The 26,580-nt window shown below is 60.9% G+C and carries 22 protein-coding genes, 6 tRNA genes and 3 other RNA genes; 19 read left to right on the top strand and 12 right to left on the bottom strand.

Annotated features, from left to right (window positions below; translation table 11 throughout):
- Positions 1-9 precede the first annotated feature (9 nt).
- The 12 genes from cpoB (at position 10) to pnuC (ending at position 4,441) form a co-directional block, all read left to right on the top strand.
- Complete coding sequence (cpoB, locus tag BVU99_RS11740) at positions 10-804, top strand: cell division protein CpoB (protein ID WP_004939852.1); 795 nt, start codon at positions 10-12, stop codon at positions 802-804.
- Positions 805-982: 178 nt separating this feature from the next.
- A tRNA-Lys gene (locus BVU99_RS11735) sits at positions 983-1,058 on the top strand.
- Between the two features lie 131 nt (positions 1,059-1,189).
- Positions 1,190-1,265, top strand: a tRNA-Val gene (locus BVU99_RS11730).
- Between the two features lie 7 nt (positions 1,266-1,272).
- Positions 1,273-1,348 (top strand) — tRNA-Lys (locus BVU99_RS11725).
- Between the two features lie 15 nt (positions 1,349-1,363).
- Positions 1,364-1,488: non-coding RNA, RtT sRNA (locus tag BVU99_RS11720), on the top strand.
- Between the two features lie 151 nt (positions 1,489-1,639).
- A tRNA-Lys gene (locus BVU99_RS11715) sits at positions 1,640-1,715 on the top strand.
- A gap of 35 nt (positions 1,716-1,750) precedes the next feature.
- Positions 1,751-1,826, top strand: a tRNA-Val gene (locus BVU99_RS11710).
- A 6-nt stretch (positions 1,827-1,832) separates the two neighbouring features.
- A tRNA-Lys gene (locus BVU99_RS11705) sits at positions 1,833-1,908 on the top strand.
- A gap of 75 nt (positions 1,909-1,983) precedes the next feature.
- Positions 1,984-2,108: non-coding RNA, RtT sRNA (locus BVU99_RS11700), on the top strand.
- Between the two features lie 76 nt (positions 2,109-2,184).
- Positions 2,185-2,309: non-coding RNA, RtT sRNA (locus BVU99_RS11695), on the top strand.
- Between the two features lie 324 nt (positions 2,310-2,633).
- Positions 2,634-3,695, top strand: coding sequence for a quinolinate synthase NadA (gene nadA, locus BVU99_RS11690; RefSeq protein WP_015376982.1), 1,062 nt, complete (start codon positions 2,634-2,636; stop codon positions 3,693-3,695).
- A 20-nt stretch (positions 3,696-3,715) separates the two neighbouring features.
- On the top strand, positions 3,716-4,441 hold the full coding sequence (gene pnuC / locus BVU99_RS11685) for a nicotinamide riboside transporter PnuC (RefSeq protein WP_099816698.1): 726 nt from the start codon (positions 3,716-3,718) through the stop codon (positions 4,439-4,441).
- A 35-nt stretch (positions 4,442-4,476) separates the two neighbouring features.
- On the opposite strand, the gene zitB is transcribed toward pnuC, so the two are convergent.
- From zitB to BVU99_RS11670, 3 genes are read right to left on the bottom strand one after another with little or no spacing between them, the layout of a single operon-like run.
- Positions 4,477-5,439 (bottom strand): CDF family zinc transporter ZitB, encoded by a 963-nt coding sequence (gene zitB / locus BVU99_RS11680; protein WP_025301890.1) that lies wholly within the window; start codon positions 5,437-5,439, stop codon positions 4,477-4,479.
- Positions 5,439-8,639, bottom strand: coding sequence for a transporter substrate-binding domain-containing protein (locus BVU99_RS11675; protein WP_060432603.1), 3,201 nt, complete (start codon positions 8,637-8,639; stop codon positions 5,439-5,441). The genes zitB and BVU99_RS11675 overlap by 1 nt, the downstream gene beginning before the upstream one ends.
- The gene (locus BVU99_RS11670) at positions 8,636-9,241 is read right to left on the bottom strand and encodes a response regulator transcription factor (protein WP_025301892.1); all 606 of its coding nucleotides are present in this window, start codon (positions 9,239-9,241) and stop codon (positions 8,636-8,638) included. Before BVU99_RS11670 ends, BVU99_RS11675 begins: the two co-directional genes overlap by 4 nt.
- 212 nt (positions 9,242-9,453) lie before the next feature.
- On the opposite strand from BVU99_RS11670, the gene aroG reads away from it, so the two are divergent.
- The 3 genes from aroG (at position 9,454) to BVU99_RS11655 (ending at position 13,005) form a co-directional block, all read left to right on the top strand.
- Positions 9,454-10,506, top strand: coding sequence for a 3-deoxy-7-phosphoheptulonate synthase AroG (gene aroG / locus BVU99_RS11665; RefSeq protein ID WP_025301893.1), 1,053 nt, complete (start codon positions 9,454-9,456; stop codon positions 10,504-10,506).
- Positions 10,507-10,763: 257 nt separating this feature from the next.
- Entirely contained in the window at positions 10,764-11,954 is a 1,191-nt protein-coding gene (locus BVU99_RS11660) for a DUF898 family protein (protein WP_025301894.1), read from the top strand.
- A gap of 7 nt (positions 11,955-11,961) precedes the next feature.
- Positions 11,962-13,005, top strand: a complete 1,044-nt coding sequence (locus BVU99_RS11655; protein WP_049295178.1) for a M48 family metallopeptidase — start codon at positions 11,962-11,964, stop codon at positions 13,003-13,005.
- A gap of 49 nt (positions 13,006-13,054) precedes the next feature.
- Here the strand turns inward: BVU99_RS11655 and gpmA are convergent, their stop codons facing one another.
- The 9 genes from gpmA to modE form a co-directional block, all read right to left on the bottom strand.
- Positions 13,055-13,807: a 2,3-diphosphoglycerate-dependent phosphoglycerate mutase gene (gene gpmA / locus BVU99_RS11650; RefSeq protein WP_004939834.1), complete on the bottom strand. Its 753-nt coding sequence runs from the start codon at positions 13,805-13,807 to the stop codon at positions 13,055-13,057.
- Between the two features lie 215 nt (positions 13,808-14,022).
- A complete protein-coding gene (locus BVU99_RS11645) occupies positions 14,023-14,370 on the bottom strand; it encodes a PsiF family protein (RefSeq protein ID WP_025301896.1) in 348 nt (115 codons plus the stop codon).
- Between the two features lie 197 nt (positions 14,371-14,567).
- Positions 14,568-15,611 carry a galactose-1-epimerase gene (galM, locus tag BVU99_RS11640; RefSeq protein ID WP_025301897.1) on the bottom strand — a complete coding sequence of 348 codons (1,044 nt, stop codon included), beginning with the start codon at positions 15,609-15,611 and terminating at the stop codon, positions 14,568-14,570.
- Positions 15,605-16,756, bottom strand: coding sequence for a galactokinase (gene galK, locus BVU99_RS11635; protein WP_025301898.1), 1,152 nt, complete (start codon positions 16,754-16,756; stop codon positions 15,605-15,607). The genes galM and galK overlap by 7 nt, the downstream gene beginning before the upstream one ends.
- Positions 16,753-17,805, bottom strand: coding sequence for a galactose-1-phosphate uridylyltransferase (galT, locus tag BVU99_RS11630; RefSeq protein WP_099816699.1), 1,053 nt, complete (start codon positions 17,803-17,805; stop codon positions 16,753-16,755). The genes galK and galT overlap by 4 nt, the downstream gene beginning before the upstream one ends.
- A 284-nt stretch (positions 17,806-18,089) precedes the next feature.
- Positions 18,090-18,908, bottom strand: coding sequence for a CPBP family intramembrane glutamic endopeptidase (locus tag BVU99_RS11625; RefSeq protein ID WP_099816700.1), 819 nt, complete (start codon positions 18,906-18,908; stop codon positions 18,090-18,092).
- 167 nt (positions 18,909-19,075) lie between these two features.
- Positions 19,076-19,648, bottom strand: coding sequence for an isochorismatase family cysteine hydrolase (locus BVU99_RS11620; protein WP_049295181.1), 573 nt, complete (start codon positions 19,646-19,648; stop codon positions 19,076-19,078).
- Between the two features lie 95 nt (positions 19,649-19,743).
- A complete protein-coding gene (gene modF, locus BVU99_RS11615; protein ID WP_025301902.1) occupies positions 19,744-21,231 on the bottom strand; it encodes a molybdate ABC transporter ATP-binding protein ModF in 1,488 nt (495 codons plus the stop codon).
- A gap of 90 nt (positions 21,232-21,321) precedes the next feature.
- Positions 21,322-22,113 (bottom strand): molybdenum-dependent transcriptional regulator, encoded by a 792-nt coding sequence (gene modE, locus BVU99_RS11610; protein WP_049295182.1) that lies wholly within the window; start codon positions 22,111-22,113, stop codon positions 21,322-21,324.
- A gap of 188 nt (positions 22,114-22,301) precedes the next feature.
- Here modE and BVU99_RS11605 point away from each other — a divergent pair, with 188 nt between their 5' ends.
- The 4 genes from BVU99_RS11605 to BVU99_RS11590 form a co-directional block, all read left to right on the top strand.
- Positions 22,302-24,464, top strand: a complete 2,163-nt coding sequence (locus BVU99_RS11605) for a TonB-dependent receptor (RefSeq protein WP_099816701.1) — start codon at positions 22,302-22,304, stop codon at positions 24,462-24,464.
- A gap of 4 nt (positions 24,465-24,468) precedes the next feature.
- The gene (locus BVU99_RS11600) at positions 24,469-25,464 is read left to right on the top strand and encodes an ABC transporter substrate-binding protein (protein ID WP_099816702.1); all 996 of its coding nucleotides are present in this window, start codon (positions 24,469-24,471) and stop codon (positions 25,462-25,464) included.
- 1 nt (position 25,465) lies between these two features.
- Positions 25,466-26,221 carry a class I SAM-dependent methyltransferase gene (locus BVU99_RS11595; protein WP_099816703.1) on the top strand — a complete coding sequence of 252 codons (756 nt, stop codon included), beginning with the start codon at positions 25,466-25,468 and terminating at the stop codon, positions 26,219-26,221.
- A 1-nt stretch (position 26,222) separates the two neighbouring features.
- A partial coding sequence (locus tag BVU99_RS11590; protein ID WP_144334763.1) for an iron chelate uptake ABC transporter family permease subunit occupies positions 26,223-26,580 on the top strand: 358 nt, incomplete at its 3' end.

The raw sequence follows: 26,580 nt of genomic DNA, 5'->3' as shown, positions 1-26,580 counted from the left end.
GAGAATCGCATGAACAGTAACTTCAGACGTCACCTGTTGAGTCTGTCGTTACTGGTTGGCGTAGCGGCCCCCTGGGCCGCTACTGCCCAAGCGCCAATCAGTAATGTCGGCTCCGGCTCGGTCGAAGACCGCGTCACCTCGCTTGAGCGCATCAGCAATGCTCAAGGCCAGCTTTTAAACCAACTCCAGCAACAACTCTCTGATAACCAACGCGACATTGATTCTCTCCGTGGGCAAATCCAGGAAAGTCAGTATCAGTTGAATCAGGTGGTTGAACGCCAGAAGCAAATCTATCAGCAGATGGATAGCCTCAGCCAGGGCGGCGCTCAGAGCGCCTCTGCGGCCGCGGGCGCTGCCGGTGGGGCAGCCGCAGGCGCATCTTCCGATGCGGGCAGCAGCGCGCCTGCAGCCGCGTCTGCAACGCCGAGCGGCGGTGATGAGAACAGCGACTACAATGCCGCTGTTTCTCTGGCGCTGGAAAAAAAACAGTATGACCAGGCGATTTCTGCCTTTCAGTCCTTCGTAAAACAGTACCCGAAGTCTACCTATCAGCCCAACGCCAACTATTGGCTGGGTCAGTTGTTCTACAACAAGGGTAAAAAAGACGACGCGGCCTACTATTTTGCGGTGGTGGTGAAGAATTACGCTAAATCACCGAAGGCGCCGGACGCCATGTACAAGGTGGGTATCATCATGCAGGAGAAAGGGCAGGCCGATAAAGCCAAAGCCGTGTTCCAGCAGGTGATTAAACAATACCCAACCAGTGCGGCGGCCAAACAGGCGAAAAGTCGCGTAGGCGGTTAACAGTCAGAAAAATGAGCCCAGAAGTTAGTCGATTTGACCGATTTCTGGGCTCATTCGCGTGAAGAACAAGCAGTTGAACGCATCGGTAAAAAATTTAGGTTGCGCTGCCAAGATAAATTAGTAATATATGCCGCCGTTGCCAAGACATCTTGCAAGATGTTAAAGCGGCAGGGAAATTGGGTCGTTAGCTCAGTTGGTAGAGCAGTTGACTTTTAATCAATTGGTCGCAGGTTCGAATCCTGCACGACCCACCAATTTTGAAGCAAGAAATGAAGTGGAATCGGGAAGGATAACATCACGAAGTGATGGCCCGTCAGGGCGAGGCTAAAGGCCGAGTCATCCTGCACGACCCACCAATTTCTGAAGTAGCAGTAACCACAACAGTGGGTGATTAGCTCAGTTGGTAGAGCATCTCCTTTACACGGAGGGGGTCGGCGGTTCGAGCCCGTCATCACCCACCACTGTTATGGGTCGTTAGCTCAGTTGGTAGAGCAGTTGACTTTTAATCAATTGGTCGCAGGTTCGAATCCTGCACGACCCACCATTCTTCGCGAATGGCTGCGATAGAAAATCGTAAAGGATGAGAACCGTAAAGGTTCGAGTCTCGCGCAGCGAGACAACATCACTCCGGTGATGGCCCGCAAGGGCGAGGCCAAAGGCCGAGTTATCCTGCACGACCCACCATTCTTTAAGAATGGCAGCTTCAGAATCGGTTTGATGTGGCAAGTAAAGGTCCGAGTCGAGTACCCGTCGAGTTGTCCTGAACATCCCCATCCTTGTTTTCCGCGAGTCGGTTCCAATAACCTATTCGCCATCAGCAGTAAACCACATCAGTGGGTCGTTAGCTCAGTTGGTAGAGCAGTTGACTTTTAATCAATTGGTCGCAGGTTCGAATCCTGCACGACCCACCACTCTTTGAGAGTGAAAATAGCAGTACCACAGCAGTGGGTGATTAGCTCAGTTGGTAGAGCATCTCCTTTACACGGAGGGGGTCGGCGGTTCGAGCCCGTCATCACCCACCACACTGCGGGTCGTTAGCTCAGTTGGTAGAGCAGTTGACTTTTAATCAATTGGTCGCAGGTTCGAATCCTGCACGACCCACCAATTCAGAAAAAAGCGCCTTTTGGCGCTTTTTTCGCATCTGCGCCACCTGACTCTACCTTTATCTTCTTGCTGACATAGCCCTCTGAGTCGTGCGGGTGAGATCCTGCGTTCAGGTTCGAGCATCGCGCAGCGATACGACAACGCGCAGCGTTGCCCGTAGGGTGAGGCCACAGGCCGAATCAATCCTGCACGACCCACCCATTCAGAAAAAAGCGCCTTTTGGCGCTTTTTTCGCATCTGCGCCCACCTGACTCTACCTTTATCTTCTTGCTGATATAGCCCACTGAGTCGTGCGGGTGAGATCCTGCGCTCAGGTTCGAGCATCGCGTAGCGATACGACAACGCGCAGCGTTGCCCGTAGGGTGAGGCCACAGGCCGAATCAATCCTGCACGACCCACCCATTCAGAAAAAAGCGCCTTTTGGCGCTTTTTTCGTATCCGTATCACCGCAATCTGAATCCGCTGCTTTCTCGTTTCAACATGACACCGACTATCATCCCGCTCTTTTCTGAACGGCTATACGTTCTCCTCAGGCTGTTAATCCGCTGTGAACTGCGCGGCTAATGCCTATGTTTTTAATCTATTAAACATTGATTGCGCAAAATTGAAAATATCAGCGGACTTTTCGCGCGATTTTAGGTATTTTGTTTAGTATATAAAACGAAGGGCGTTGCGGTAGGCGATATTCACGCGGCAGGCGCCCAGCCTAGCATGAGATTGCAGCGATGAGTGAAATGTTTGATGTCAATGCGGCGGTGTATCCCTTCCCGCCTAAACCGGTACCGCTGGACGTAGCCGAAAAAGCCTTTTATCGCGAGAAGATCAAAACCCTGCTCAAGCAGCGCAATGCGGTGATGGTCGCCCACTATTATACCGATCCGGAAATCCAGGCGCTGGCGGAAGAAACCGGCGGCTGCGTGGCGGATTCGCTGGAAATGGCGCGCTTCGGCAGCGCCCATCCGGCTTCCACGCTGTTGGTGGCCGGCGTGCGTTTCATGGGGGAAACCGCCAAAATCCTCAGCCCGGAAAAGCAGGTGCTGATGCCGACGCTGTTTGCCGAATGTTCGCTGGATCTGGGCTGCCCGGAAGAGGAGTTTCATGCGTTTTGCGACAGCCATCCCGATCGCACCGTGGTGGTCTATGCGAACACTTCGGCGGCGGTCAAAGCGCGCGCTGACTGGGTGGTGACCTCCAGCATCGCCGTCGAATTGATCGAGCATCTGGATAGCCTGGGCGAGAAGATCATCTGGGCGCCGGATCGTCATCTCGGCAGCTACGTGCAGAAACAGACCGGCGCTGACGTGTTGTGTTGGCAAGGCGCCTGCATTGTCCATGACGAGTTCAAGACCCAGGCGCTGCGGCGCATGAAGGCGCTTTATCCGCAGGCGGCGATCCTGGTGCATCCCGAATCGCCTCAGGCGGTGGTCGAGCTGGCGGATGCGGTGGGCTCTACCAGCCAACTGATCCAGGCGGCGAAAACATTGCCGCATCAACAGCTGATTGTCGCCACCGATCGCGGTATCTTTTACAAGATGCAGCAGGCCTGCCCGGACAAAGAGTTATTCGAAGCACCGACCGCCGGAGAAGGCGCGACCTGCCGCAGCTGCGCGCATTGCCCGTGGATGGCGATGAATGGCCTGAAGGCAATTGCCGAAGGGCTGGAGCAGGGGGGCGCGCAGCATGAGATCCACGTGGACGCCGCGCTGCGTGAGAAGGCGCTGGTGCCGCTGAACCGCATGCTGGATTTCGCCGCTCAGCTTAAGATGCAGGTTAAAGGCAACGCTTAACCGTTTAAAAGGATGACCTCATGAGCTTCTTCAGTACCAGCAATATTCTGGTGCACATTCCGCTTGGTGCAGGCGGTTACGATCTGTCGTGGATCGAAGCTATCGGCACATTGTTCGGGTTGCTGTGCATCTGGTACGCCAGCAAGGAAAAAATCATCAACTACCTGTTCGGCCTGATCAACGTCACGCTGTTCGCGGTGATTTTCTTCCAGATCCAGCTGTACGCCAGCCTGCTGCTGCAGCTGTTTTTCTTCGGCGCCAATATTTACGGTTGGTATGCCTGGAGCCGCCAGACCCAGGATAATCAGGCCGAGCTGCAGATCCGCTGGCTGCCGCTGCCGAAAGCGTTGGCCTGGGCGGCGGTCTGCGTCATCGGCATCGGCCTGATGACCTTCAACATCGACCACGTGTTCGCCTGGCTGACGCAGGTTGCGGTGGCGGTGATGCAAGGGCTGGGGCTGAACGTACAGATGCCTGAGCTGCAGCCGGACGCGTTCCCGTTTTGGGATTCGGCGATGATGGTGCTCTCCATCGTGGCGATGATCCTGATGACGCGCAAATACGTGGAAAACTGGCTGCTGTGGGTGGTTATTGATGTCATCAGCGTGGCGATCTTCGCCTACCAAGGGGTGTACGCGATGGCGCTGGAGTACGTCATTCTGACGCTGATCGCCCTGAACGGCTCCTGGCTGTGGATCAAGAGCGCCGGGCGCAACCATTCCAATCCGTTATCTTCCGCTCCGTAACAACGCAGAGGGCGCCGTGGTGGCGCCCTCTTGGCTTAGTGGCGATGTCCCAGATGGGAATGCGCTTCGGCATGTGAGTGTTCACTCGGCTCCGGCGCCCGGTTGATACCGCAGTCCGGCGTCTCGCAGTGCTGGTACTCCATCTGAATGGTCACGTGGCCAATCTTGTAGTGTTCCAACAGGTAAGCCTGAATGCGTTGCAACAGCCCATCGTGGTCATGCGGCGGGATCACCTGCGCATGCAGCGTCATCAGCTTCTGGTCGCCAATCTGCCAGACGTGTACGTGGTGGATGTTGCGCACTTCCGGGATATTCAGGCACAGGTCTTTTTGCAGCTTGGCGATGTCGACCTCCTGCGGCGTGCCTTCCAGCAGCTCGTGGAAGCTCTCCTTCAGCAGCCGCCAGGCGCTGCGCAGTACCAGGCAGGAGACCAGCACCGACAGGATCGGGTCAATCGGCGTCCAGCCGGTGGCGAGAATGACGATGGCGGCGACGATGGCGCCCACCGAGCCGAGCAGGTCGCCCAACACATGCAGCGCGGCCGCCCTCACGTTGATATTTTTCTCTTCGCTGCCGCGATGCAGCAGCCAGAAGGCGAACAGGTTCGCCAGCAGCCCCGCTATGGCGATGATCAGCATCGGAGTACCCATCACCGGCTGTGGTTCGAAGAAACGCCGTATCGCCTCCCACAGGATGAATACCACGATCACCAGCAGCGCCGCGGCGTTGAGGAAGGCCGCCAGGGTGGTCAGGCGCAGATAGCCGAAGGTGTGGCGCGCGTTGGGCTTGCGCTGGGAAAAGTGCACCGCCATCAGCGCCACCAACAGCGCGGCGGCATCGGTCAGCATGTGCCCGGCATCGGCTAACAGCGCCAGCGAGCCGGACAACAGGCCGCCGACCACCTCGGCCACCATAAAGACCGCGGTGACTAAAAAAGCGGTCAGTAGGCGTTTACTATTACTGTCTTTCGGCAGGTGTACGTGTGGAGTGTCCGACATTATTCATCCTTATGCATAGCGAAAGAGGGGGCGGCGGCGAGCAGAGCGTCCAGCTCCGGTTCTATCTGCGCCACTAACGCCTTTAATTTAGTATAAGCGGCGGCGGCAAGCTCGCCCCGACGTGCGGTATCCACCAACTGCTGGCACAGCTGCGCGGCTTCCGGCAGCTGCAGCATCAGCAGGCTGCCCTTGATGCGGTGCGCCGCCTGCTCCAGGCGCGGCCAGTCGTGCGCGTCGACGGCGTCCGCGAGCCGCTGCCGGTCTTGCCGCAGCGTATCGCCGAGCGTCTGCGCCAGCCGCTGCAGCATGGCGCGATCGCCACCCGCCATTTCGGCCAGCGTTTGCCGCAGGTCAGTAAGGACTGACTTTTCTTCCTGAGCCTGCGGCTGTTGAGCCAATACCTGGCCGATCGCCGCCAGTGAAATCGGTTTGGTCAGGAAGTGGTCGATCGCCACCAGCCCCGGCGGGATGCGGGTAAACTCCTGCACGTCTGCCGAGCAGAGCACGATGCGGCAAGGCGGGCGCTGCAGCCGCTGTTCGTCGCGTCGGATCAGTCTGGCCAGCGTCAGGCCGTCCGGGCGCGGCATGTTATAGTCGATAAACAGCAGATCGAACGGCTGTCGGCGCTGGGCCTTCAGCAGCGCATAGCCTTGTTCGAAGCGGGCCGGCTGTAATCCGAAGTGGCGCAGCTGGCGTTCCATCAGCAACAGATTGGTGGGATGATCGTCGATCAGCGCGGTACGTAAGGCGGAAGACGGCAGATCAAAAGTGCGCTCTGCCGGGGCGACAGCCGGCAGCGCGCCGCTCAGCTCGACCGGTATCGCGACCTTGACACGGGTACCGACGCCCGGCTGCGAGTGCAGTTCGATACGGCCGCCCATCTGTTCGACGATTTCTTTGCAGATCGACAGCCCCAAACCGGTGCCCTGCACCGAGATGCGTTGCGCGCCGCGTGCACGGTAAAACGGTTGGAACAACTTGCCTATTTCATCGGCGGCGATGCCGCAACCGCTGTCGTTTACCGTTAACTGCAACTCTCCCTGCCGTTCATCCTGCGCGCGCCAGCCGACCTCGACCTGAATAGCGCCGCGTGGCGTGAACTTTATCGCGTTGTTTATCAAGTTATTAGCCACCTGAAGTAAACGCTCACCATCAATAATCACCGCCTCCGGCAGCGCCGGATCCGCCACTACGCTCAGCGTCAACGGCCGTTCGCCGATCAGCGGCCGGTAGAGGGCGTCGATGCGCGCGACCCAGGGGCGCAGCGCCACCGGTTTCGGCGCCAGCGTCAGCGAACCGGTTTCCAGCCGAGCGTGATCCTGCAGGTCGTTGAGCAGGTTGAGCAGCGAAGAGGCCGAGCTGTATATCACCGGCAGGCCTTCCTGCGCGGGTTGGCGTTTGAGCTCCAGTTCCAGCAGGCCGAGGATGGCGTGCATCGGCGTGCGCAACTCGTGGCTGACGGTGGCGAGGAATTTGCTCTTCATGCGGTTTTCCGCTTCGGCGCGGCGGCGCGCCTGCTCGAGCTCTTCGCGTTCGCGTTTTTCACGGCGCTGCAGCATGAAACGGCGCAGCGTCAGCGCCAACAGCAGCACGGTGGCGGCGGCCAGCAGCGCCAGCAGCCAGGTAGTCTGCGGTGGCATGCGGTTATCGTTCACCGCATCGATCAGGTTGCTGCGATCGACGATCCACTCGTCGCGCAGCGATTGCAGGGTGTCCGCCGGGATCTGCATCAGGTTCTTATCGAGGATTGCCAGTAGCAGCGTCTGATCGCGACGCACGCCGAAGGCCACCGGATAGGGGATATTGTTGGCAGCGAAGGCTAGTTTGATGGCGCCGGAATAGCGCGACAGCGCCAAAAAGTTGGCGGAAATGACGTTATCCACCAGCGCATCCAACTGGCCGTTGGCCAGCGCGTCGTACATCGACTTGCTGTCGGCGAAGCTGACGGTCTGCTCCTGTTCCGGTACCAGCCCCCGCGCCAAATCGCCCTGCAGCACGCCGATGCGCTTACCGGCCAAATCGCTCCAGGTTGAGATGCCGTTGGCGTATTGGCCGACGTAAACGCCCCACAGCGAACGGTGGATCGGCATGCTGGCACCGTAGCGCGCCTTGACGCCGCGCGCCAGCGGCAGGGCGGCGCGGAAGCTGGCCTGGCCGGACTGCACCAGCTCATCGGCCTGCTCGGCGTTGCGCGCCCACAGTGGCGCGAAACGCAGTCCGGTGTTTTGCGCGATGATGTTGAGAATGTCGATGGCGTAGCCACGCGGCTGGCCGTCGGAGCCGCGGTAGGCGAACGGGAAGTTGTTCTCGATGGCGGCGTAGTAAACCACGCGGTGGCTCGCCACCCAGTTTTTCTCCATCGCCGTCAGATCGGCATTGCCGGTGTCGAGGTAGCTGGGGATCTTTTTGCTCCAGCGGCTCTGCAGGGCATTCATCAGCTCCATCGGCGCGTCGGCGATGGCGGTGTCCAGCGTGTCTATCAGGCGCGGATCGGCGGCGGCGAACACGAAGGAGAGGTTGCCCAGGTTCTCGTTGCTTTCAATCTGATAGAGCTGGCCGAGCTGCAGCTGGTCGATGATAAAGCTGGCGCTGGCCTCGTCGGCGATAAAGTAGTCGCTGCTGCCGTTGAGCAGCGAATAGACCGCCTGCAGGTTGTTGTCGTAGCGCTGGATCTGCGATGCCACCGCCTGCAGGGCGCCGCCGGACTGCATGTCGGTCAGCGCGCCGATCGCGACGCGGGCGTTGGCGGAATTGAGCATCACCGGCCGATCGTTGCTGCGATCGCGCAATACGCGCAGATTGCTGACGTAGTAGGGCTGAGAGATCTCCAGCCCGTGCAGCGCTTCACTCTGCGGGATGCCGTACAGCAGATCGACCTTGCCGTCGTGCAGCGCCTGCTCCAGCTGCGTCAGGTCGGCGAAGCCGTAAATGGCGAAGCGGATGCCGGTCACCTGCTGAATATAGCCGAGGTAGTCGGCGTTCAGCCCATACAGATCGTCGTCCACGATGATGTTGTATGGGCTGGTGTTCTCACTGATGATGCCGACGCGCAGCGTGCGATCGCGCCAGGGATTTTTCTCGCCGACGATCAGCATGTTCTCGGGGGTATTCAGGTTGCTGACCAACTGATAGCGCACCGGCTCCGCCGCCTGCGCCAGGCCGCACCACAGGATCAGCAGCAGCAGGGCGCGGCGCATCATGGCGCCAGCTCTTTAAACACCGCCACCAGCTCCAGCAGGTTGCCGGCGCCGGTTTTGCGCTGGATGTTTTTTTTGTGCGTGCTGACGGTCTTGTTGCTGATGTGCAGCCGGTCGGCGATCTGCAGGTTGGACAGCCCCTGGCTCAGCAAGCCCAGCACCTCGAGCTCCTTAGGGGTGAGCTGCCCGCCGTCCGCCGTCGGCGGCTCTTCGGCCAGCGCGGCGGCGGGGAAGCGGGTTTCACCGTCCAGCACCTGCTCGATCGCCTGCACCAACTCCGCCAGCGAGCTGCCTTTATTGACGAAACCGTCGGCGCCGGCGGCATGCGCCATGCGCGCATAGACATCGGCTTCCTGCGCGGTATAGATCAGGATTTTTTGTTGCGGATAGCGGCGGCGGATTTTTTTCAACAGCTGCAGCCCGTCGGCCTGCGGCAGGCCGATATCCAGGATCACCAGGCCAAAAGCGGCCTCGGCCAGCAGGGCCAGCGCCTGTACGTCATCCTGTGCCGCCTGCAGGCGGTAGGGGCGGGATGATTTCATTAGCGCCGCTTCCAGTGCGACATGAACCACCGGGTGGTCATCAACTAATAGCAGAGAGGGCATGTTCAACTCGGGTCACTTTATATTCTGATCGCTAGCATAGCGAAAAAGGAGGCTCTGCGCTCGCCAGATGAAACAGCACAATCTGCTGTTAATTTGGCGGTTCCAGCGGTGGGGGGCAAAGGTGATTTACAGCGCCATTCTCACAGGCTAGATTGTTGGGATCTACACCGTTACGCACTGCGAAATACCCCACGATACCGAATGGAAAAGCTATGAATTACCAAAACGACGATTTACGCATTAATGATATTAAGGAACTCCTGCCGCCGGTGGCTTTGCTGGAGAAATTCCCGGCCACTGAACGCGCGGCAAAGACGGTGTCCCAGGCCCGCAGCGCAATTCACAATATCCTCCGTGGCAGCGACGATCGCCTGCTGGTGGTGATTGGCCCTTGCTCCATCCATGATACCCAAGCCGCCAAAGAGTACGCGGGGCGCCTGCTGGCGCTGCGTGAAGAACTGAGCGGCGAGCTGGAAGTGGTGATGCGCGTGTACTTCGAAAAACCGCGCACCACCGTGGGCTGGAAAGGCCTGATCAACGATCCGCAAATGGACAACAGCTTCAACATCAACGACGGCCTGCGCCTGGCGCGCAAGCTGCTGGTGGAGATTAACGACAGCGGCCTGCCGGCCGCCGGCGAATTCCTCGACATGATCACGCCGCAGTACCTGGCGGATCTGATGAGCTGGGGCGCCATCGGCGCGCGCACCACGGAATCGCAGGTGCACCGTGAGCTGGCTTCCGGCCTCTCTTGCCCGGTCGGCTTCAAGAACGGCACCGACGGCACCATCAAGGTGGCGATCGACGCTATCAACGCCGCCGGCGCGCCGCACTGCTTCCTCTCGGTGACTAAATGGGGCCACTCGGCGATTGTTAACACCAGCGGCAACGGCGACTGCCACATTATCCTGCGCGGCGGCAAAGAGCCGAACTACAGCGCGGCGCACGTGAAGGACGTCAAAGCCGGTCTGAGCAAAGCCGGGCTGCCGGCGCAGGTGATGATCGACTTCAGCCATGCCAACAGCAGCAAACAGTTCAAAAAGCAGATGGACGTGAGCGCCGATGTTTGCGGGCAAATTGGCGGCGGTGAAAAAGCGATTATCGGCGTGATGATCGAAAGCCACCTGGTGGAAGGCAACCAGAGCCTCGAAAGCGGCGAGCCGCTGGTTTACGGCAAGAGCGTCACCGACGGCTGCATCGGCTGGCAGGATACCGAAACCGTGCTGCGCGATCTGGCGGCGGCGGTGAAAGCGCGCCGCGGTTAATCGCGCAAAGAAGGGCTCGCCAGCGGGCCCTTTTCTATTTATCTTAAATTTTTATATCTCCTGTCAATTTAAGGCCTACAGTCAATAGGCTTATTAAATCATTAAGCGACCGTCTTCGCATTATTCCTATTTAATAAAAGAATAATTGTCACCGCTCTCGGCATTGTGCTTATATAAGACGCTTTTTTATTCCACAAACTCCGCATGACGAATAAGCGGGGAGTGGTATGACCTATTCCTTTCAGGACGAAAGAATTATGACAAGTAATACCTCGCAGCCGCTGGGGCTGCACCGGATTAAATTCCATGGGAAAGGTGGTGAGTACTTCGCTATTTGGTTAGTCAACGCGTTATTGACGGCTCTGACCCTGGGCATCTATTCCGCCTGGGCGACGGTGCGTCGTCGTCGCTATTTTTACGGCAACACGGAATTGGACGGCGATCGTTTCGATTATCATGCACAACCGCTGCAAATTCTGAAAGGGCGGCTGTTGGTGATCGGCGGCATCATCGTGTTTTATATCTTGCTGGCGATAACGCCTCTGCTGGGGCTGCTGGCTTTGCTGGTGTTGCTTGCCCTGTTGCCGTGGATCGTTATCCGCAGCTGGCGTTACAATGCGATTATGTCGAGCTATCGCGGCGTGCGTTTTAATTATGTCTGCCGCACCGGGCGCGCCTATTGGGCTTTACTGTTCTGCCCGTTATTGCTGATTATCGGGCTGTATGTCGGTCTGATCGTCTTGCTCGGCATTGGCAGCGGTCTTGGCAGCATCAACGCCATTGCTTTTATGCTGGTGCTGACGCTGATTTTGGCCGTGCCGGCATTTGCGGCGGTAAACGGCATTATTAGCGCACTGCAGCATGACTTGTACGTTAATAACCTGTTTTTCGGGAAGACACCGTTTATTGCCGAACTGAAGAAATCGGCCTTTATCAAATTTGCCTTGGTTGGCCTGCTCATATTCCTGCCGTTCATGTTGGTCGCGCTGGTGTGCATCGGTTCGTTCTTCCTTACCCTCTATCAGATGGTGTTGATGGGCATGTTGACCAATGAAGCCATTGATGTGCTGGTGCTGGACAATATCAGCAGCCTGCTGCTGATGATGGTGGTGCTGCTGATCGGCGCCCTGGTGGCCAGCAGTTACCAGGTTGTCGCCCAACGCAACTACCTGTTTAACCAGGCAAGGCTGAACGGCGACATCAAGCTGCATTCCTCAATGAAAACGATGCCGTACATGGGATTGTTGATCACCAATACCCTGATTACCCTGTTCTCGCTCGGTTTGGCGGCGCCGGTGGCGGAAGTGCGCCATGCCCGTTATCTGGCGGCCTGCACGGCGGTTGAAGGCGATTTGGCGCTGCTGAACATTACTGCGCATCAGGAAACTGCCAACAGCGCGGTGGCCGAAGAAGCGGTGCAGGCGCTGGATCTGGGCGGCAGCTTCTGAGGCGCCGATGATCCTTGAAGGCGCTTATCAATTGCCGGGGCGGGCCGCACGTGAGGCGGCCCGTTTACTGGTGAACGAAAGCGGCGAAGGCGTGACGCTGCAGCGGCAGGATGAACAGCGTTACATCCCGCTGGCGGACATCACCGTTTCTGCCGCGCTGGGCAATATTCCGCTGACGCTCACCTTTAGCGACGGTGCGCGCTTTGTGCCGGATGACGATGCGGCCTTTCGCCGCTGGTTCTATCAGCGCCGTTCGCCGGGGTGGGTACATCGCCTGGAACGCCATAAACGCGGCGTTGCCTTAGCGCTGCTGATGACGCTGCTGGCGGTAGTGGCTTACGTTTACGTGGTGCTGCCGTGGGCGAGCAGCGAGATCGCCATGCGCATCCCCACCTCGGTGGAACAGACGCTGGGCGAGCATACACAGACGTTTTTGGACCAGAGCGGCTTCGCGCCCTCCGCACTCCCGGTCGAGAGGCAGCAGGCGTTGCAACAGCTGTTCCGGCAGGTGATGCCGCCTGAGATGCGCCAGGAGCGCACGCCGCTGTCGCTGAAGTTGATGGCGGCGCCCGGTGCGCCGAACGCCTTTATGTTGCCAGACGGCACGCTGGTGCTCAGCGATGAGCTGGTCACTTTGTCGAAAAACGACGATGGCTTGGCGGCGGTGATGCTGCACGAAATGGGGCATCACGCTTATCGTCATCCGATGCGCATGCTGGTGCGTTCGTCACTGGTGGCGTTGACGCTGATGTGGATGACGGGTGACGTCAGCGGCATCGGCGACACGTTGCTGCAGTCCGCGTCCTTCGTGAATGAGATGCAGTTTTCTCGCGGGATGGAGCGTGAGGCCGATGCGTTTGCGATAGCGGAAATGCAGCGCCAGGGGCGTTCGCTGGCGGAAATGGCGGCGATCTATCGCGCGTTGGCGCAGGCGCCTGAACGAGAAAAGACCGATGACTGGGCGCTGCCGGCCTGGCTCAGCACCCATCCGGCGATGCAGGAACGGCTGGACGCGGTGAATGAGGCGATGGCGCAGCAGCCGCGACAGTAATAAAAAAGCCCCCGGTGAAAACCGGGGGCTTTTTCGTTAACGGGCGAAATTACTTCGCTTTACCCTGGTTCGCCACGGCGGCCGCTTTTGCAGCGATTTCGTCGGCGTTACCCAGGTAGTAACGTTTGGTTGGCTTGAAGTTCTCATCGAACTCATACACCAACGGCACGCCGGTTGGGATGTTCAGTTCGAGGATTTCGTCTTCGCTCAGGTTATCCAGGTATTTCACCAGCGCGCGCAGCGAGTTGCCGTGTGCTGCAACGATCACGCGCTCGCCGCTCTTGATGCGTGGCAGGATCTCTTCGTCCCAGTAAGGGATAACGCGATCGATGGTCAGCGCCAGGCTCTCGGTCAGCGGCAGCTCTTGTTCGGTCAGGGAGGCGTAGCGCGGATCGTGGCCAGGGTAACGTTCGTCTTCTTTGGTCAGCTCAGGTGGGGTCACCGCGAAGCCGCGACGCCATTGCTTCACCTGCTCGTCGCCGTATTTTTCAGCGGTTTCGGCTTTGTTCAGACCCTGCAGCGCACCGTAGTGACGTTCGTTCAGCTTCCAGGATTTTTCGGTTGGCAACCAGGCCTGATCCAGCTCGTCGAGGATGTTCCACAGGGTGTGGATCGCGCGCTTCAGTACGGAGGTGTAAGCGAAGTCGAAAGTGAAACCTTCTTCTTTCAACAGCTTGCCTGCTGCTTTCGCTTCGGTGCGGCCCTTGTCGGACAGATCAACATCATACCAACCGGTGAAGCGGTTTTCTTGGTTCCACTGGCTTTCGCCGTGACGCACCAGAACCAGCTTAGTTACAGCCATAGCTTAACTCCTTAATAATCTGACATTTCAATGATAACGAAAATCATTATATTGCCGCGGGCCGGGGCTCGGCAATCGATAGTGTCTAACCATAGCCAATTTCTTGCCGCAAAGTAAGGGCTGGCGAAAGGAAAAAGCTGAATCGTTCAGGCTGGCGCTGTGAGGGGGAAACGGCGCGCCGAAATCGCTCCGGGCGCGCCGTGGCGTGGGGGAAATCAGGCCGATTTTTTCAGGCAGTTGCTCATGAAGGTTTTACGCGCGTCGCCCTTCAGATCCTTGGTCTTGGCGTCGGCGTTGCAGCTTTTCATTTTCTGCTGCTGCGGCGTCAGGGTTTTGCCCGCCGCGGCGGAGCCTTCGGATTTCAGACAGGTGCTCATGAAGGTGGAGCGATCGGCGCCTTTCAGCGATTTGGTGGATGCCTGCTGGTTGCAATCGGTCATGCGTTTCTGTTGGGCGGCCTGCGCCGGAGAAGGCGTTTTCGTCGCCGTCGTCGCGTCGGCCGCCATCAGATTGGTGCTCAGCATTAAGCCCGCCAGCAATGGAAGTGCAGTAATCAGACGCATAGGTGTTCCTTCAGCTATTGATTGGCCGCCATCGGCCGAAAATGGTGACGTTGCACAAGGCGTTGTGCTTATCACGGTAGCCTGAGTGTAGTGCGCGCTTTGGAATAAGGGAAGGTGGGCGCCGGTAGGGGGATAGCGCTAAAAGGTAAGCATTTATAACAAATTGCCCCCGGCCGCACGGCGAGGGGCGTAGCGGGTCAGATAGGATAAAACTGATAATGCGTGGCGCTGCGGTAGCGACTCCCCGGTTGCAGCCAGCAGTCCGGCTGCGGCCACTCGGGATGGTGCGGGCTGTCCGGCAAAAACTCGCTCTCCAGCGCCACGCCGGCATGGTTGGCGTAGCTGCCGCCATCGCGCGCCGGCGTGCCGGCCAGAAAATTGCCGCTGTAGAGTTGCAGTGCAGGCGCGTCGGTGAACACGCTCATTTGCACCTGGCCGTCGGCGGACCACAAATGGGCTGCCGGGCTCTCCAGCGCGCCGCAGGTGCGGTGCAGCAAGAATGCGTGATCGTAGCCTTTTACCCGCTGCTGGTCGCGATCGCGCAGGAAATCCTGCAGCAGCGTTTTCGGCTGACGAAAATCCATGCCGCTGTCGTCCACCGGCGTCAGATCGGCGCAGGGAATGCCCTCGGCGTCGACGGGCAGATAGCGATCGGCGAACAGCTGCAGCCGTTGGGCGCGGGCGTCGGTGCCGGCGCCGTCCAGATTGAAATAGGCGTGGTTGGTCAGGTTGACCGGGCAGGGGCGATCGACCTGTGCCAGATAGCTGATTTCCAAACGATTATCCGGGGTCAGACGGTAGCAGACCTGCACGTCGAGATTGCCGGGGAAACCCTGATCGCCCTCCGCCGAGTGCAGCGCATAGCAGACCTGTTGCGCATCCTGCTGGACCCGGCGCCAGCGGCGGGCATGAAAACCGTCGGGGCCGCCGTGCAGCTGGTGGACGCCCTGATTGGCGGCCAGCGCATGGGGAGTCCCATCGATGGGCAGGCTGGCGTTGGCGATGCGGTTGGCGTAACGGCCGACGGTGGCGCCCAGATAGGCGCCCTGACGCGGGTAGTCTGCCGGGCTGCGGCAGCCGAGCAGCAGTTCGCGTTTTTCACCGGATTTGAGCGGCAAGACGGCGGACAGCCAGGTGGCGCCCCAGTCCATCAGCGTCACCGTCATGCCGGCGGCGTTTTGCAGCTGCGTCAGCTGATAAGGCTCCCCATCGGGCGCCGCTGCCGTGCTCATCGTCAGCATGTACCGGCCCCCTGCGAAGCCTGGCAGACATAGAACGTTTCCTGTAATCCGCCGGTTTGCCGCGGATACTCGTGCGCCACGGCGGCACGCACCGTCTCCACGAGATCCTGTGGCATCAGCGCGACGATGCAACCGCCAAAGCCGCCGCCGGTCATGCGCACGCCACCGCGCGAGCCGATCGTCGCTTTGACAATCTCGACCAACCGATCGATTGGCGCCACGGTGATTTCGAAGTCGTCACGCATCGAGGCGTGGGACTCCGCCATCAGCCGGCCCATGCGTTGCAGATCGCCGGCCGCCAGCGCATCGGCCGCCGCCAGCGTGCGGGCATTCTCGCTGATGACATGGCGCGCGCGTTTGGCCACCAACGGATCCAACTGATGTTGACGTGCTTCAAACTGTTCCGGGCTGACGTCACGCAGCGCCTTGACGCCGAAGAACCGAGCCGCTTCTTCACACTGTTTGCGGCGGGTGTTGTACTCGCTGTCCACCAGCCCGCGCTGCACATTGGAGTTGATGATCACCACCGCGACGCTGTCCGGCATCGGCACCGCACGGGTCTCCAGCGAGCGGCAGTCGATCAGCAGAGCGCTGTCGCGCCGGCCGAGCGCGGAGATCAGCTGGTCCATGATGCCGCAGTTGCAGCCGACGAACTGGTTTTCCGCCTCCTGGCCGTTCAGCGCCAGCGCCACGCCGTCCAGCGGCAGCTGATAGAGCGCCTGCAGCGCCTGGCCTACCGCCACTTCCAGCGCGGCGGAGGAGCTGAGCCCCGCGCCCTGCGGCACATTGCCGGCGATCACCAGATCCGCGCCGCCGAAATCGGGGTTGCGTCGCTGAAGATGTTTCACCACGCCGCGCACATAGTCGGACCAGCGCTGATCGGGGTGGTTGACGATCGGCTCGTCGAGCGAGAATTGATCCTGCTGATTCTGATAATCGGCGGCCAGTACGCGGATCTGGCGGTCGTCGCGCTTGGCGCAGGCGATGACGGTTTGGTAATCGATGGCGCAGGGCAACACGAAGCCGTCGTTGTAATCGGTATGCTCGCCGATCAAATTCACCCGCCCCGGCGCCTGGATGGTCAACGCCGGCGCGTAGCCGAAGTGTTCGGTAAACAGGGAATGGGTAAGCGGTTTCAGGCTCATGCTTGGGCTCCGGCTTCACGGTAATGAATATCGCTGACGGCGCGCAAACGCTCTGCGGCCTGTTCGGCGGTCAGATCGCGCTGGGTTTCCGCCAGCATCTCGTAACCGACCATAAATTTACGCACGCTGGCTGAACGCAGCAGCGGCGGATAGAAATGGGCGTGCAGCTGCCAGTGTCGGTTGTCGGCGCCGTTGAACGGCGCGCCGTGCCATCCCATCGAATAGGGGAAAGAACACTGGAACAGGTTGTCGTAGCGGCTGGTCAGCTTCTTCAGCGCCAGCGCCAGATCGCGGCTCTGCGCCGCGCTGAGATCGGTGATGCGCTGCACCGCCGTTTTCGGCAGCAGCAGCGTTTCAAACGGCCAGGCGGCCCAGTAGGGCACCACCGCCAGCCAGTGTTCGGTGTTCACCACGATGCGTTCGCCTGCGGCCAGCTCGCGCTGCGCATAATCCAGCAGCAGCGGGGAGGCATGTTCCCGGAAATAGTCGTGTTGCAGGCGATCTTCGCGCTCGGCCTCGTTTGGCAGAAAACTGTTGGCCCAGACCTGCCCGTGCGGGTGCGGATTGGAGCAGCCCATCGCCGCGCCTTTGTTTTCGAACAATTGCACCCAGGGGTAGTGCTTGCCCAGCTCCTCGGTTTGCGCCTGCCAGGTGGTGACCACCTGCTCCAGCGCCGGCAGCGTCAGTTCGGGCAGAGTCTTGCTGTGATCGGGAGAGAAGCAGATCACCCGGCTGACGCCGCGCGCGCTCTGGCTGCGCATCAACGGATCGTGGCTGTCGGGCGCCGGCGGCGTATCGCTCATCAGCGCGGCGAAATCGTTGGTGAAAACGTAGGTGCCGCGATAATCCGGATTACGATCGCCGGTGACGCGCGCGTTGCCCGGGCACAGGAAACAGTCGGGATCGTGCGCCGGCAGCGTTTCCGTGGGGACGGCCTCCTGCTGGCCTTGCCAGGGGCGCTTGGCGCGGTGCGGTGAGACCAGCACCCACTGGCCGCTCAGCGGGTTGTAGCGGCGGTGCGGATGATCGATAGGGTTAAATTCCGTCATACGGTTCCTTTCTTGGCGCCGACGAAAGTGTAATCGCTTCCAATTACCGTCTTGAGACGCCCGTTGCTGAACAGGGAGAGGCTATTGCGCAGAAAGATAGCACGCCCGCGGCGATAAAAAGGTGATCTAACGCGAAAAATGGAATCGTTTACACTTCATTGAAAAGCACTGTACGGGCGGAGAAAAGCAGGGGGCGGCATGATTGGGGTCATACGGTGAGGTGCTAGTGATAGCGTTTTCACCCGACCAGCCGGCAGAAAGGGGCTCTCTGCCGGCGTCAGCCGTTAAGAATGCTGATACAGCGGGTAGGTGAAGAACAACAGATGGGTCAGATTAAGCCCGAAATGGAACAGAATCGGCACCCACAGACGGCCGCTCCACATCCACGCCAGGCCGTAGATCACCCCGGCGAGGGTTGCGAAGATCACCATCAGCATACCGCCCGCCAAATGTGCGGCGCCGAACACCAGGGAGGCGACGATCAGCGCCGGCCAGGCGCCTAGCCACTGGCTGAGGCGCTGTTGCAGGTAGCCGCGAAACAGCGCTTCCTCGGCCATGGAGACGAAGAACAGGTTCGCCATCACGAAAGGCAGGATCCAGGCGGGCGCATGCAGCTCGATTTTTAAGCCGCCCAGCGCCACGGCCAGCAGCAACAGCGCCGGCACGGCCAGCAGCAGCGCAATCCAGCCCACTTTGCCGGCGTTGCCGCCGGGTTCGGCGGAAAACAGCGTGGGCAAGCAGGCGAACAGCAGGAAGGGCACCATCGCCTTATCGAAGTTGTAATACATGGTGAACGGCGCGCTGAGCGGGCCGGCTCTTTCGCCGTCGATCATCAGCTGGTTGTGGATGCCCGGCACCAGATGCAAGAACAGCGCCACGCAGCCGGCGACCACCAACCCTTCGAGCACGATCGCCAGATTGCGCTGCGCGCGAAAATGGTGACGCAACCCCGCTAGCGCTACGATCGCCAGCATATAACTCAGGCTGAGCGGCGTCAGTACCCCATGATAAAGCCCCATACCCGCCGAGGCGGCCAGGATCACCCAGGCTATCAGCCGGTTAAACGGCAAGAAAAATAACGAAGCAGCCAGTACGCCCCACATAATATGTCCCTTTAAAATATGTACACGGCGCTCAGCGCCTTTGCGGCGTGCGATGATGGCGAAATTGAGCGCTAGAGCGGATAGTAGCACACCAGGATGACGCTAAAGGTCGGGGCAGTGATGCATTCGTGCATGATGCCGGCCCACACGATCGCCGGCGATGCGGGTCAGCCTTTCATCCATGCCTGCGAACGGGTGATTTCGGCCAGGTTTTGCAGGGTATCCAGACTCTGCTGGTGGATCTCCTGCGTAGGGGCTGCGCACAGATCGTGCAGTACGGTCACCTGAAAGCCGGCGTCGTGCGCCTGACGCGCGGTGCTCTCGATGGCGAGCGGTGTACTGATACCCGCCAGCAGCAAATGGTGGCACCGATGTTGCCGCAGCCAGGCTAACAAATTGTTACCGGAGAAGGCGCTAACCGCCGTTTTTTCAAACTGCAGATCGGTCTCTTCCTGATGCAGTTCGGGCACCCAGCGGCAGCCCGGGCCATTTAGCCGCAGCGCACCGATCTGCTTGAGATGGTTGAACAACGGCGAGTGGGGCGGGATATCATGATAATCGTCGGCGAATCCCACCCGCACCCAGATCACCGGAATTTTTCGCACCCGGGCATAGGCCGTGGCGGCATTGACGTTAGCGAGCAGGTGGGTTGCCACCACCTGTTCACGGCAGTGGCTGGCGCGCCCTTTGGGCCCGATCAGATCCTCGATCAGGTCGATGATAATCAACGCAGCGGACATGGCGTCTCCAGAAAATGGCCTTCTTTCTTTCTATGATAAAAGGCCAAATGTGATGTGCTGCGGTGAAGTGTTGCCGGATATGTTTACGCCGCGTTTCAGGCGGAGGCCGCCTCCAGCCGCTGGTGTTGATAGCCGTAGCCGCCCTCGCCGTCGGGCACGAAGCTGAGGCGGTGAGTGATGCACTGCGGCGCGTCTTCGGCATGGTGCGAAACGAACAGCAACTGGGTGGCGCCCTGGCCGATCAGCACGTCGATGAAGCGGCGCACCAGCTGGCGATTGAGCGGATCCAGCCCTTGCAGCGGTTCGTCGAGGATCAGCAGCGCCGGGTGTTTCACCAGCGCACGGGCGATCAGCGCCAGCCGCTGTTGGCCCCAGGAAAGGCTATGGAACGGGGCATCACCACGCGCGCCGTCGAGCCCGAGCAGCGCCAGCCATTGCTCGGTCAGCTGCCGCTGACGATCCGAGACCGCCTGATAAATGCCGATCGAATCGAAGAACCCCGACAGCACCACGTTGCGCACGCTGGTGTTGACGCGATAATCCAGATGCAGGCTGCTGCTGACGTAGCCGATATGGCGCTTGATCTCCCAGATGGTTTCCCCGCTGCCGCGACGGCGGCCGAACAGCGTCAGATCGTTGCTGTAGCCCTGCGGGTGATCGCCGGTGATCAAGCTGAGCAGCGTGGATTTTCCGGCGCCGTTCGGGCCGATGATTTGCCAGTGCTCGCCGGGGTTAACCTGCCAGTTGAGGTGATTGAGGATCGGCCGATCGTTATAGCTGACCACGCCGTCGCGCAGGACGATCAGCGGCCGGTCCGTCGACAGGGCTACTTTTTGCGTCGGATCCTCGGTTTCCGGCAGCGCCAGCCCGCTGAGGTTTTCGCTGTGCGCCAGCTGCGCCACCAGCGCGTCCGCCATCACCTGGCTGCGCGGCCCGCGGCTGGTTAGGGTGCAGTCCGCCAGCACGCCCACCTGCCGGACAAAATCCGGTATTTCGTCGAACCGGTTGAGCACCAGCACCACGGTCTGGCCCTGGGAGGAAAGCTCGCTCAGCAACGCGGCGAGCTGTGCGCGCGAGTGCACGTCCAGCCCGTCGAAGGGTTCGTCGAGGATCAGCAGGTCAGGCTCGGGCATCAGCGCCCGGCACAGCAGGGTCTTGCGCGTTTCGCCGGTGGAGAGGTATTTAAAGCGGCGGGTCAGCAGGGCGGTGATGCCGAACTGCGCGGCTAGCCGCTCACAGCGCGCGGCGTCTTTCACCTCTTCCTGAATGATCTCCGCCGCGGTGCGGCCGGTATCGTCCTCGTCCGCGCTGAGCAGGTCGGTGTTGTTGCGTTGCCACTCGTCGCTGACCATTTTTTGCAGCTGTTCGAAGGAGATGCGCACCGCATGCTGAAAGTCGCTGCGGCGTTCACCGCTCAGCAGAACCAGTTCGTCGGCCAGCGCGCGCGCCAGGGCGGATTTGCCGCTGCCGTTGGCGCCGACGAAGGCCCAGCTGTCGCCGGCCTGGATCGCCAGTGCATCCAGCGTCAGGGTACGGGTATCGCTTAAGCGGAATGAACCTTGCGAAATGTGCAACGACGACATCACCTGTTCCTTTTTTTGCAATTATTTGCCTTAGAAATAGGCGCATTGCACGGTGATGTCAATCAGCAAAAACGCAACGTTACGTTGCGCTTAACACAACGTGGCGATAATCACGTGGTCGGCGTTGAACAGGGCGTGTACGGCGGTACCGACGCTCAGCTGCAGGCGCTGCAACTCCGCCGTCGTCAGGGTGGCGCACAGGGTTTCGCCCCCCGCCAGCGTCACCAGCACCTCGCTGTGTTCGGCCCCCGGCTGAATGCCGGCTACCACGCCCGCCAGCGCGTTATCCGCACCGGTATGCTCCCCCGTCTCGATGCTTAACCGCACCCAGGGCGCTTTGATCAGCGCCAGCACCTCTTTGCCGGGCACCAGCTGCAGCCGGTCGGCGCTTTGCTGGGTGATGGCCGCCGTCAGGCGAGTGGTGCCGTCGTTCAACAAAATCGCCAGGTGCTGCTGCACCTGCTGATGATCGCGTTCGATCACGGTGCCGAAGAATTGATTGCGCGCGCTGGTTTGCAGCGAGAAGCGCGAGATGGCCGCCAGCAGGCTGTCGAGCGGCAGATCGTCCTGCTGCAACACGTCGAAGGCCTTTTGCTGCACCTGGCCCAGCAGATCGTACAGCTGGATCAACCGTTGGCCGTAGTGCGTCAGCTGCGCGCCGCCGCCGCCTTTGCCGCCGGTGGCGCGGTCCACCACCGTGTGTTCCGCCAGTTGGTTCATCTCATTGATGGCGTCCCAGGCGCTTTTGTAGCTGATGCCCGCCAGTTTGGCGCCCTGGCTGATGGAGCCGGTGTGCTGCACCTGTTTCAGCAGCGCGATGCGGCGCGGATCGGCGAACAGCTTTTGCTGGAGTTTGAGAGTCAGAAGAATTTCGGCCTGCATAGCGCATCCTGTCGACGGCAAAAACCGTATTGTCGCCGATTTGGCGGCAAAGCGCCAAACGCCGTGCGTGGGAGAGTGGGGCAATAAAGACTGGTATTGTAATATTGTAATAATATAACATAACAGAAAAACAATAAGGCTTTACGCCGGCTGCGGCCGGTTTTTATTTCACCACAGGGATGCTCCACATGAGTACGACACGCCGGCGTCTTGGCACGCCCAAAAAATCTTTATGTCTTGCCGCCGCATGGATCGGCGGCGCACTGACAGCGCCGCTGGCTTTCGCCGCCGACTGCGATAAAGCCCGCAATGCCACGGGGTGTGAAGAACAGCTCACCGTGGAGGCGGCGGCCCCCGCCGGGCGTTACGATGCGTTGAACGCCGTGAGCCGCAGCGCTTCGCAGATCGGGCTGACCGCTCGGGAGACGCCGCGCAGCGTCGATATTATCAGCGCGCGGGCGATCCAACAGCGGGGCGATCGTTCGCTGGCCGCCGCCGTCGAGCACGCTACCGGTCTGTCCGGCGTCGCTTCGCCAACGTTGTCCAACAACTTTTCCGCACGCGGTTTTCGGCCGATCGCCTGGCTGTATAACGGCGTAGAGATGCCCGGCAGTACGCTGCAACTGGGCGATCCGGCGCATTACGACAGCATCGAGGTGCTGCGTGGGCCGGGGTCGGGCTTGAACGGGCTGAGCGCCGCAGGCGGCAGCGTCAACCTGATCTCGCGGCGGCCGACCTTCAACCGGCAGCCGTTCGAGCTCGATTATGGCCTCGGCAGCTACCGCAGCCAGCGTTTGCATCTGGGTGCCGGCGGCGCGCTGGTGGACGATGTGATGGCGTACCGGTTGGACGTCAGCGGCAACGACAGCGGCAGCAACGTGCAGTATGAACGCGATCGGCAGAAGCGGGTATCCGGCTCGCTGCTGTTTAAATTGACGGACGATGCGCTGCTGACGCTGAGCCTGGACCGCATGCTCAACCGCACCAACAACCCTTACTACGGCACGCCGCTGCTGAATGGGCGCATTGCCGGCGAGCTGCGCGACATCAATTACAACAACCTGACCGACAGCCGTATCCAGAGCAACGCCACCGCATTTCAGGCCAGTCTGGACTGGTTTATGACGCCCGAAGTGGAGTGGCATAACCAATTCTATTACTACAGCGGCTTTCGCGAATGGCGCAACGTCGAGCGTTTCCGCGTCGCGGCGGCGACCCGGCCCGGCGACGTCAACCGCGACTCTTTCGGCGCTCTGGCGCACGACGACGATCTGATCGGCAACCGCAGTTCGCTGGTGTTCGATCGCGCTATCGCCGGTTTCGATAATCGGTTACTGGTCGGCTTCGATCTGAGCAAGCGGCATTTTCAGTACTACTCCAACGGTTTCCCCGGCTCCGAGGACGTGCCGCTCGGCGCGCCGCCCAGAGAGCCGTTCGCTCAGGGCACCGCCAGCCAGCGTGCGCCGGTGCGCCACGTCACTCAGAATCAGTACGCCGCCTTTCTTGAAGACCGCTTCAGCCTGACCGAGCGTTTAGCGCTGCTGGGCCAGCTGCGCTACAACCATATGAACATGGATTGGCGCTTCCAGGGGCCGCAGGAAGAGAGCCGCGCGCGCACCTACGTTTTCAGCACCTGGAGCCTGGGCCCCAGCTATGCACTGACCGATAACCTCACGCTTTACGCCAACTACACCACCGGCCAGGAGCCGGGCAACGATCTGTTCTTCCTCAGCCCGACGCAGACCGATCTGCCGCTGACGCGAGCGCGCCAGTGGGAGGCCGGCGCCAAAGGGCAGTTTTGGGATAACAAGGGAGAGGCGACGCTGGCGCTGTACGAACTGCGCAAGGACAACCTGTTTGTGCCCGACGCGCAGCGGCCGGATGCGTTGAACGCGGTAGGTAGGCAGACGTCGCGCGGCATCGAGCTTGGCGTGGTGCTGCGTCCCGACGATCGTTGGGAGCTGGCCGGCAATGCCGCCTACACGCACGCCCGCTACGACGACTATCGCGGCGGTAGCCCGCTGCGCAGCTACAACGGCAATCGCCCGGCCTATATCCCGGACTGGACCGCCAACCTCAGCGTGCATTATCAGGCGACGGCGCGCCTGGGGCTGGCTTCTTCGCTGCGCTACGTCGGCAGCAGTTATAACGACGACGCCAACCAGCGCAAGATGCGCGCGTACACCACGCTCGATCTGGCGGCGGATTATCAGCTGACGCCGATCGTCGATGTCGGTTTCCGCATTCGCAACGCCACCAACCAGCTGTACGCCTATCAGCGCACCTACCCGGATCAGGCGCTGATCGCGCCGCCGCGCAGCTATGAAACCTTCGTGTCGGTCAGGTTCTGACGGCGTGAAACGCCGGCTTTGCCTGTTGTTGTGCGCCCTGGTGTTGGGCGGGGGCGTGCCGCTGCGTGCCGATAGCGTCAGCCTGCAAAATTGCGGGGTCACGCGCGATTACCCGCAGCCGCCGCAGCGGGTGCTGGTTTATGCCAATCCGGCGCTGGAAAACCTGCTGGCGCTGGGGCTGGCCGCCCGTGCAATCGGCGTGGTCGGGTATGACCGCATGCGCGATCCCGCGCCGACGGCGTCGGCCGATGCGCTGCGGGCGCCCACCAGCCCGGCGCCGCCCACGGCGGAAGCGTTGCTGCTGATGCGGCCGGATTTTGTCTATTCGGCCAGCTATTACTGGCTGCACAGCCCGGAAACGCCCGATCGGACGCGGCTGGCGGAATGGGGCATCGGCACTTACCTCTCTCCCGGCGCCTGCAGCGGCCAGCAAAGCGCGATCGCCGCTGCGCTGACGTTTGAAGACATCTTCACCGAGCTGCGGGAGCTGGCGCGCATTTTCAACGTCAGCCGCGGCGGTGAAGCGCTGATCGCGCGGCTACGTGGGCAACTCCAGGCGTTTGAGGCGCAGCGCGCGCCGCTGCCGCATTTACGTCTGCTGTGGTGGTATGCCGGCACGCAGACGCCCTACGTGGCGGGCTGCTGCGGCGCACCAGGTTTGCTGAGCCGAAGCGTCGGCAGCGAGAACCTGTTCGGCGATCTGCCCGAGCTGTGGCCGACGGTATCCTGGGAGGTTATCGCCGCCCGCGATCCGGATGCGATCGTGCTTGGCGATCTGCCGCGCGGCGGCTTCGGCGACAGCGCGGCCGACAAGATCGCCTTTCTGGAGCATCACCCGCTGACCGCTACGCTGCGCGCCGTGCGTCAGCGGCGCTACATGATCCTCCCCGGTTACGACATGGACCCTTCCGCCCGCACCGTGGCGGCGCTGGGCCGTTTGATTCGAGGCCTGGCGGCCTTGCCGCCGCAGGCTGCGACTTTTTCCAACAAGGAACCTTGATATGACTGCCGTTTCATTATCTTCGCTGCTGGACTCCTGGGATCGCCAGCAGGCGGCCTACATCGCCGAGCGGGAAGCGCGTTTTAACGCCCAGCTGGAGGTGCTGGCGCTGGCCGCCGGCCAGGATTTTCACGTGGTGGATCTAGCCTGTGGCCCGGGATCGCTGAGCCTGCGCATTTTGCAGCGCTTTCCGCAGGCCAGGGTAACCGCCATCGATCTCGATCCGTTGCTGCTGGCGGTGGCGCGCGGCGCACTGGCGGAGTATGGCGATCGGATCCGCATTCTGCAGGCCGATCTGGCGGATCCTGCCTGTTTTTCCGCGCTGTCCGGCCCCGCGCCGCAGGCGGCGGTGTCCAGCACGGCGCTGCACTGGCTGATGCCGGAGCAGCAACTGGCGCTGTACCGCAACGTCGCCGGGCTGTTGGCCGACGGCGGCGTATTCCTCAATGCCGATCATCAGCGCTATGACCACCGTCAGCCACGGCTGAAGGTGTTGGCCGAGCGGCACGATGAGCGGACCCAGCAACGCGCCTGGGACAACGGCGTCGAGGATTGGGATCGCTGGTTCGCCGGCGCGCTGCAATTGCCGGCGTTGGCCGCTTATCAGGCCGAGCGTGAGGCGCTGTTCGCCGGCCGCCCGGTGCCGCCGCCGACGCCGGTGGATTTCCAGCTCGCGGCCCTCAGGCAGGCCGGTTTCAGCGAGGCGGGGACGGTGTGGCAGCTGTTGGACGACTATGTGTTCGCAGGTTGGAAATAGCATGAGCCGGCGGTTACTGCCCGGCCGTGAGGCCGGCTGGCTGCTGTTGCTGGCGGCGGCGCTGCCGATGGCCCTGCTGAGCGCCACCTTGTCGGGGCCTGCGCCGATCGCGTGGCACGACGCCTGGCGCATCGTATTCGGCGTCAGCGGCGGTGCGGCGACCGATGCCGAGGTGTATCAGCGCATCATCTGGTCGCTGCGGATGCCGCGCGCGCTGCTGGCGGCGCTGGCCGGCGCCGGGCTGGCGTTGGCGGGCACCGTGCTGCAGTCGCTGACCCGCAACCCGCTGGCCGATCCCTGGGTGCTGGGGATCTCCTCCGGCGCGGGCGTGGGGGCGGTGACGGTGCTGGTATTGGGGC

It is taken from the genome of Serratia sp. OLAL2, assembly GCF_002752475.1.
Lineage (GTDB): Bacteria > Pseudomonadota > Gammaproteobacteria > Enterobacterales > Enterobacteriaceae > Serratia > Serratia bockelmannii.
The sequence above is the reverse complement of the archived record's forward strand: the minus strand, read 5'-3'. Positions and strand labels throughout refer to the sequence as shown.

What these genes read in the sequence shown, in the direction of transcription:
- cpoB (WP_004939852.1), top strand. Translation starts at nt 10, where the DNA reads ATGAACAGTAACTTCAGACGTCACCTGTTGAGTCTGTCGTTACTGGTT.
- nadA (WP_015376982.1), top strand. Translation starts at nt 2,634, where the DNA reads ATGAGTGAAATGTTTGATGTCAATGCGGCGGTGTATCCCTTCCCGCCT.
- pnuC (WP_099816698.1), top strand. Translation starts at nt 3,716, where the DNA reads ATGAGCTTCTTCAGTACCAGCAATATTCTGGTGCACATTCCGCTTGGT.
- zitB (WP_025301890.1), bottom strand. Translation starts at nt 5,439, where the DNA reads ATGTCGGACACTCCACACGTACACCTGCCGAAAGACAGTAATAGTAAA.
- BVU99_RS11675 (WP_060432603.1), bottom strand. Translation starts at nt 8,639, where the DNA reads ATGATGCGCCGCGCCCTGCTGCTGCTGATCCTGTGGTGCGGCCTGGCG.
- BVU99_RS11670 (WP_025301892.1), bottom strand. Translation starts at nt 9,241, where the DNA reads ATGCCCTCTCTGCTATTAGTTGATGACCACCCGGTGGTTCATGTCGCA.
- aroG (WP_025301893.1), top strand. Translation starts at nt 9,454, where the DNA reads ATGAATTACCAAAACGACGATTTACGCATTAATGATATTAAGGAACTC.
- BVU99_RS11660 (WP_025301894.1), top strand. Translation starts at nt 10,764, where the DNA reads ATGACAAGTAATACCTCGCAGCCGCTGGGGCTGCACCGGATTAAATTC.
- BVU99_RS11655 (WP_049295178.1), top strand. Translation starts at nt 11,962, where the DNA reads ATGATCCTTGAAGGCGCTTATCAATTGCCGGGGCGGGCCGCACGTGAG.
- gpmA (WP_004939834.1), bottom strand. Translation starts at nt 13,807, where the DNA reads ATGGCTGTAACTAAGCTGGTTCTGGTGCGTCACGGCGAAAGCCAGTGG.
- BVU99_RS11645 (WP_025301896.1), bottom strand. Translation starts at nt 14,370, where the DNA reads ATGCGTCTGATTACTGCACTTCCATTGCTGGCGGGCTTAATGCTGAGC.
- galM (WP_025301897.1), bottom strand. Translation starts at nt 15,611, where the DNA reads ATGCTGACGATGAGCACGGCAGCGGCGCCCGATGGGGAGCCTTATCAG.
- galK (WP_025301898.1), bottom strand. Translation starts at nt 16,756, where the DNA reads ATGAGCCTGAAACCGCTTACCCATTCCCTGTTTACCGAACACTTCGGC.
- galT (WP_099816699.1), bottom strand. Translation starts at nt 17,805, where the DNA reads ATGACGGAATTTAACCCTATCGATCATCCGCACCGCCGCTACAACCCG.
- BVU99_RS11625 (WP_099816700.1), bottom strand. Translation starts at nt 18,908, where the DNA reads ATGTGGGGCGTACTGGCTGCTTCGTTATTTTTCTTGCCGTTTAACCGG.
- BVU99_RS11620 (WP_049295181.1), bottom strand. Translation starts at nt 19,648, where the DNA reads ATGTCCGCTGCGTTGATTATCATCGACCTGATCGAGGATCTGATCGGG.
- modF (WP_025301902.1), bottom strand. Translation starts at nt 21,231, where the DNA reads ATGTCGTCGTTGCACATTTCGCAAGGTTCATTCCGCTTAAGCGATACC.
- modE (WP_049295182.1), bottom strand. Translation starts at nt 22,113, where the DNA reads ATGCAGGCCGAAATTCTTCTGACTCTCAAACTCCAGCAAAAGCTGTTC.
- BVU99_RS11605 (WP_099816701.1), top strand. Translation starts at nt 22,302, where the DNA reads ATGAGTACGACACGCCGGCGTCTTGGCACGCCCAAAAAATCTTTATGT.
- BVU99_RS11595 (WP_099816703.1), top strand. Translation starts at nt 25,466, where the DNA reads ATGACTGCCGTTTCATTATCTTCGCTGCTGGACTCCTGGGATCGCCAG.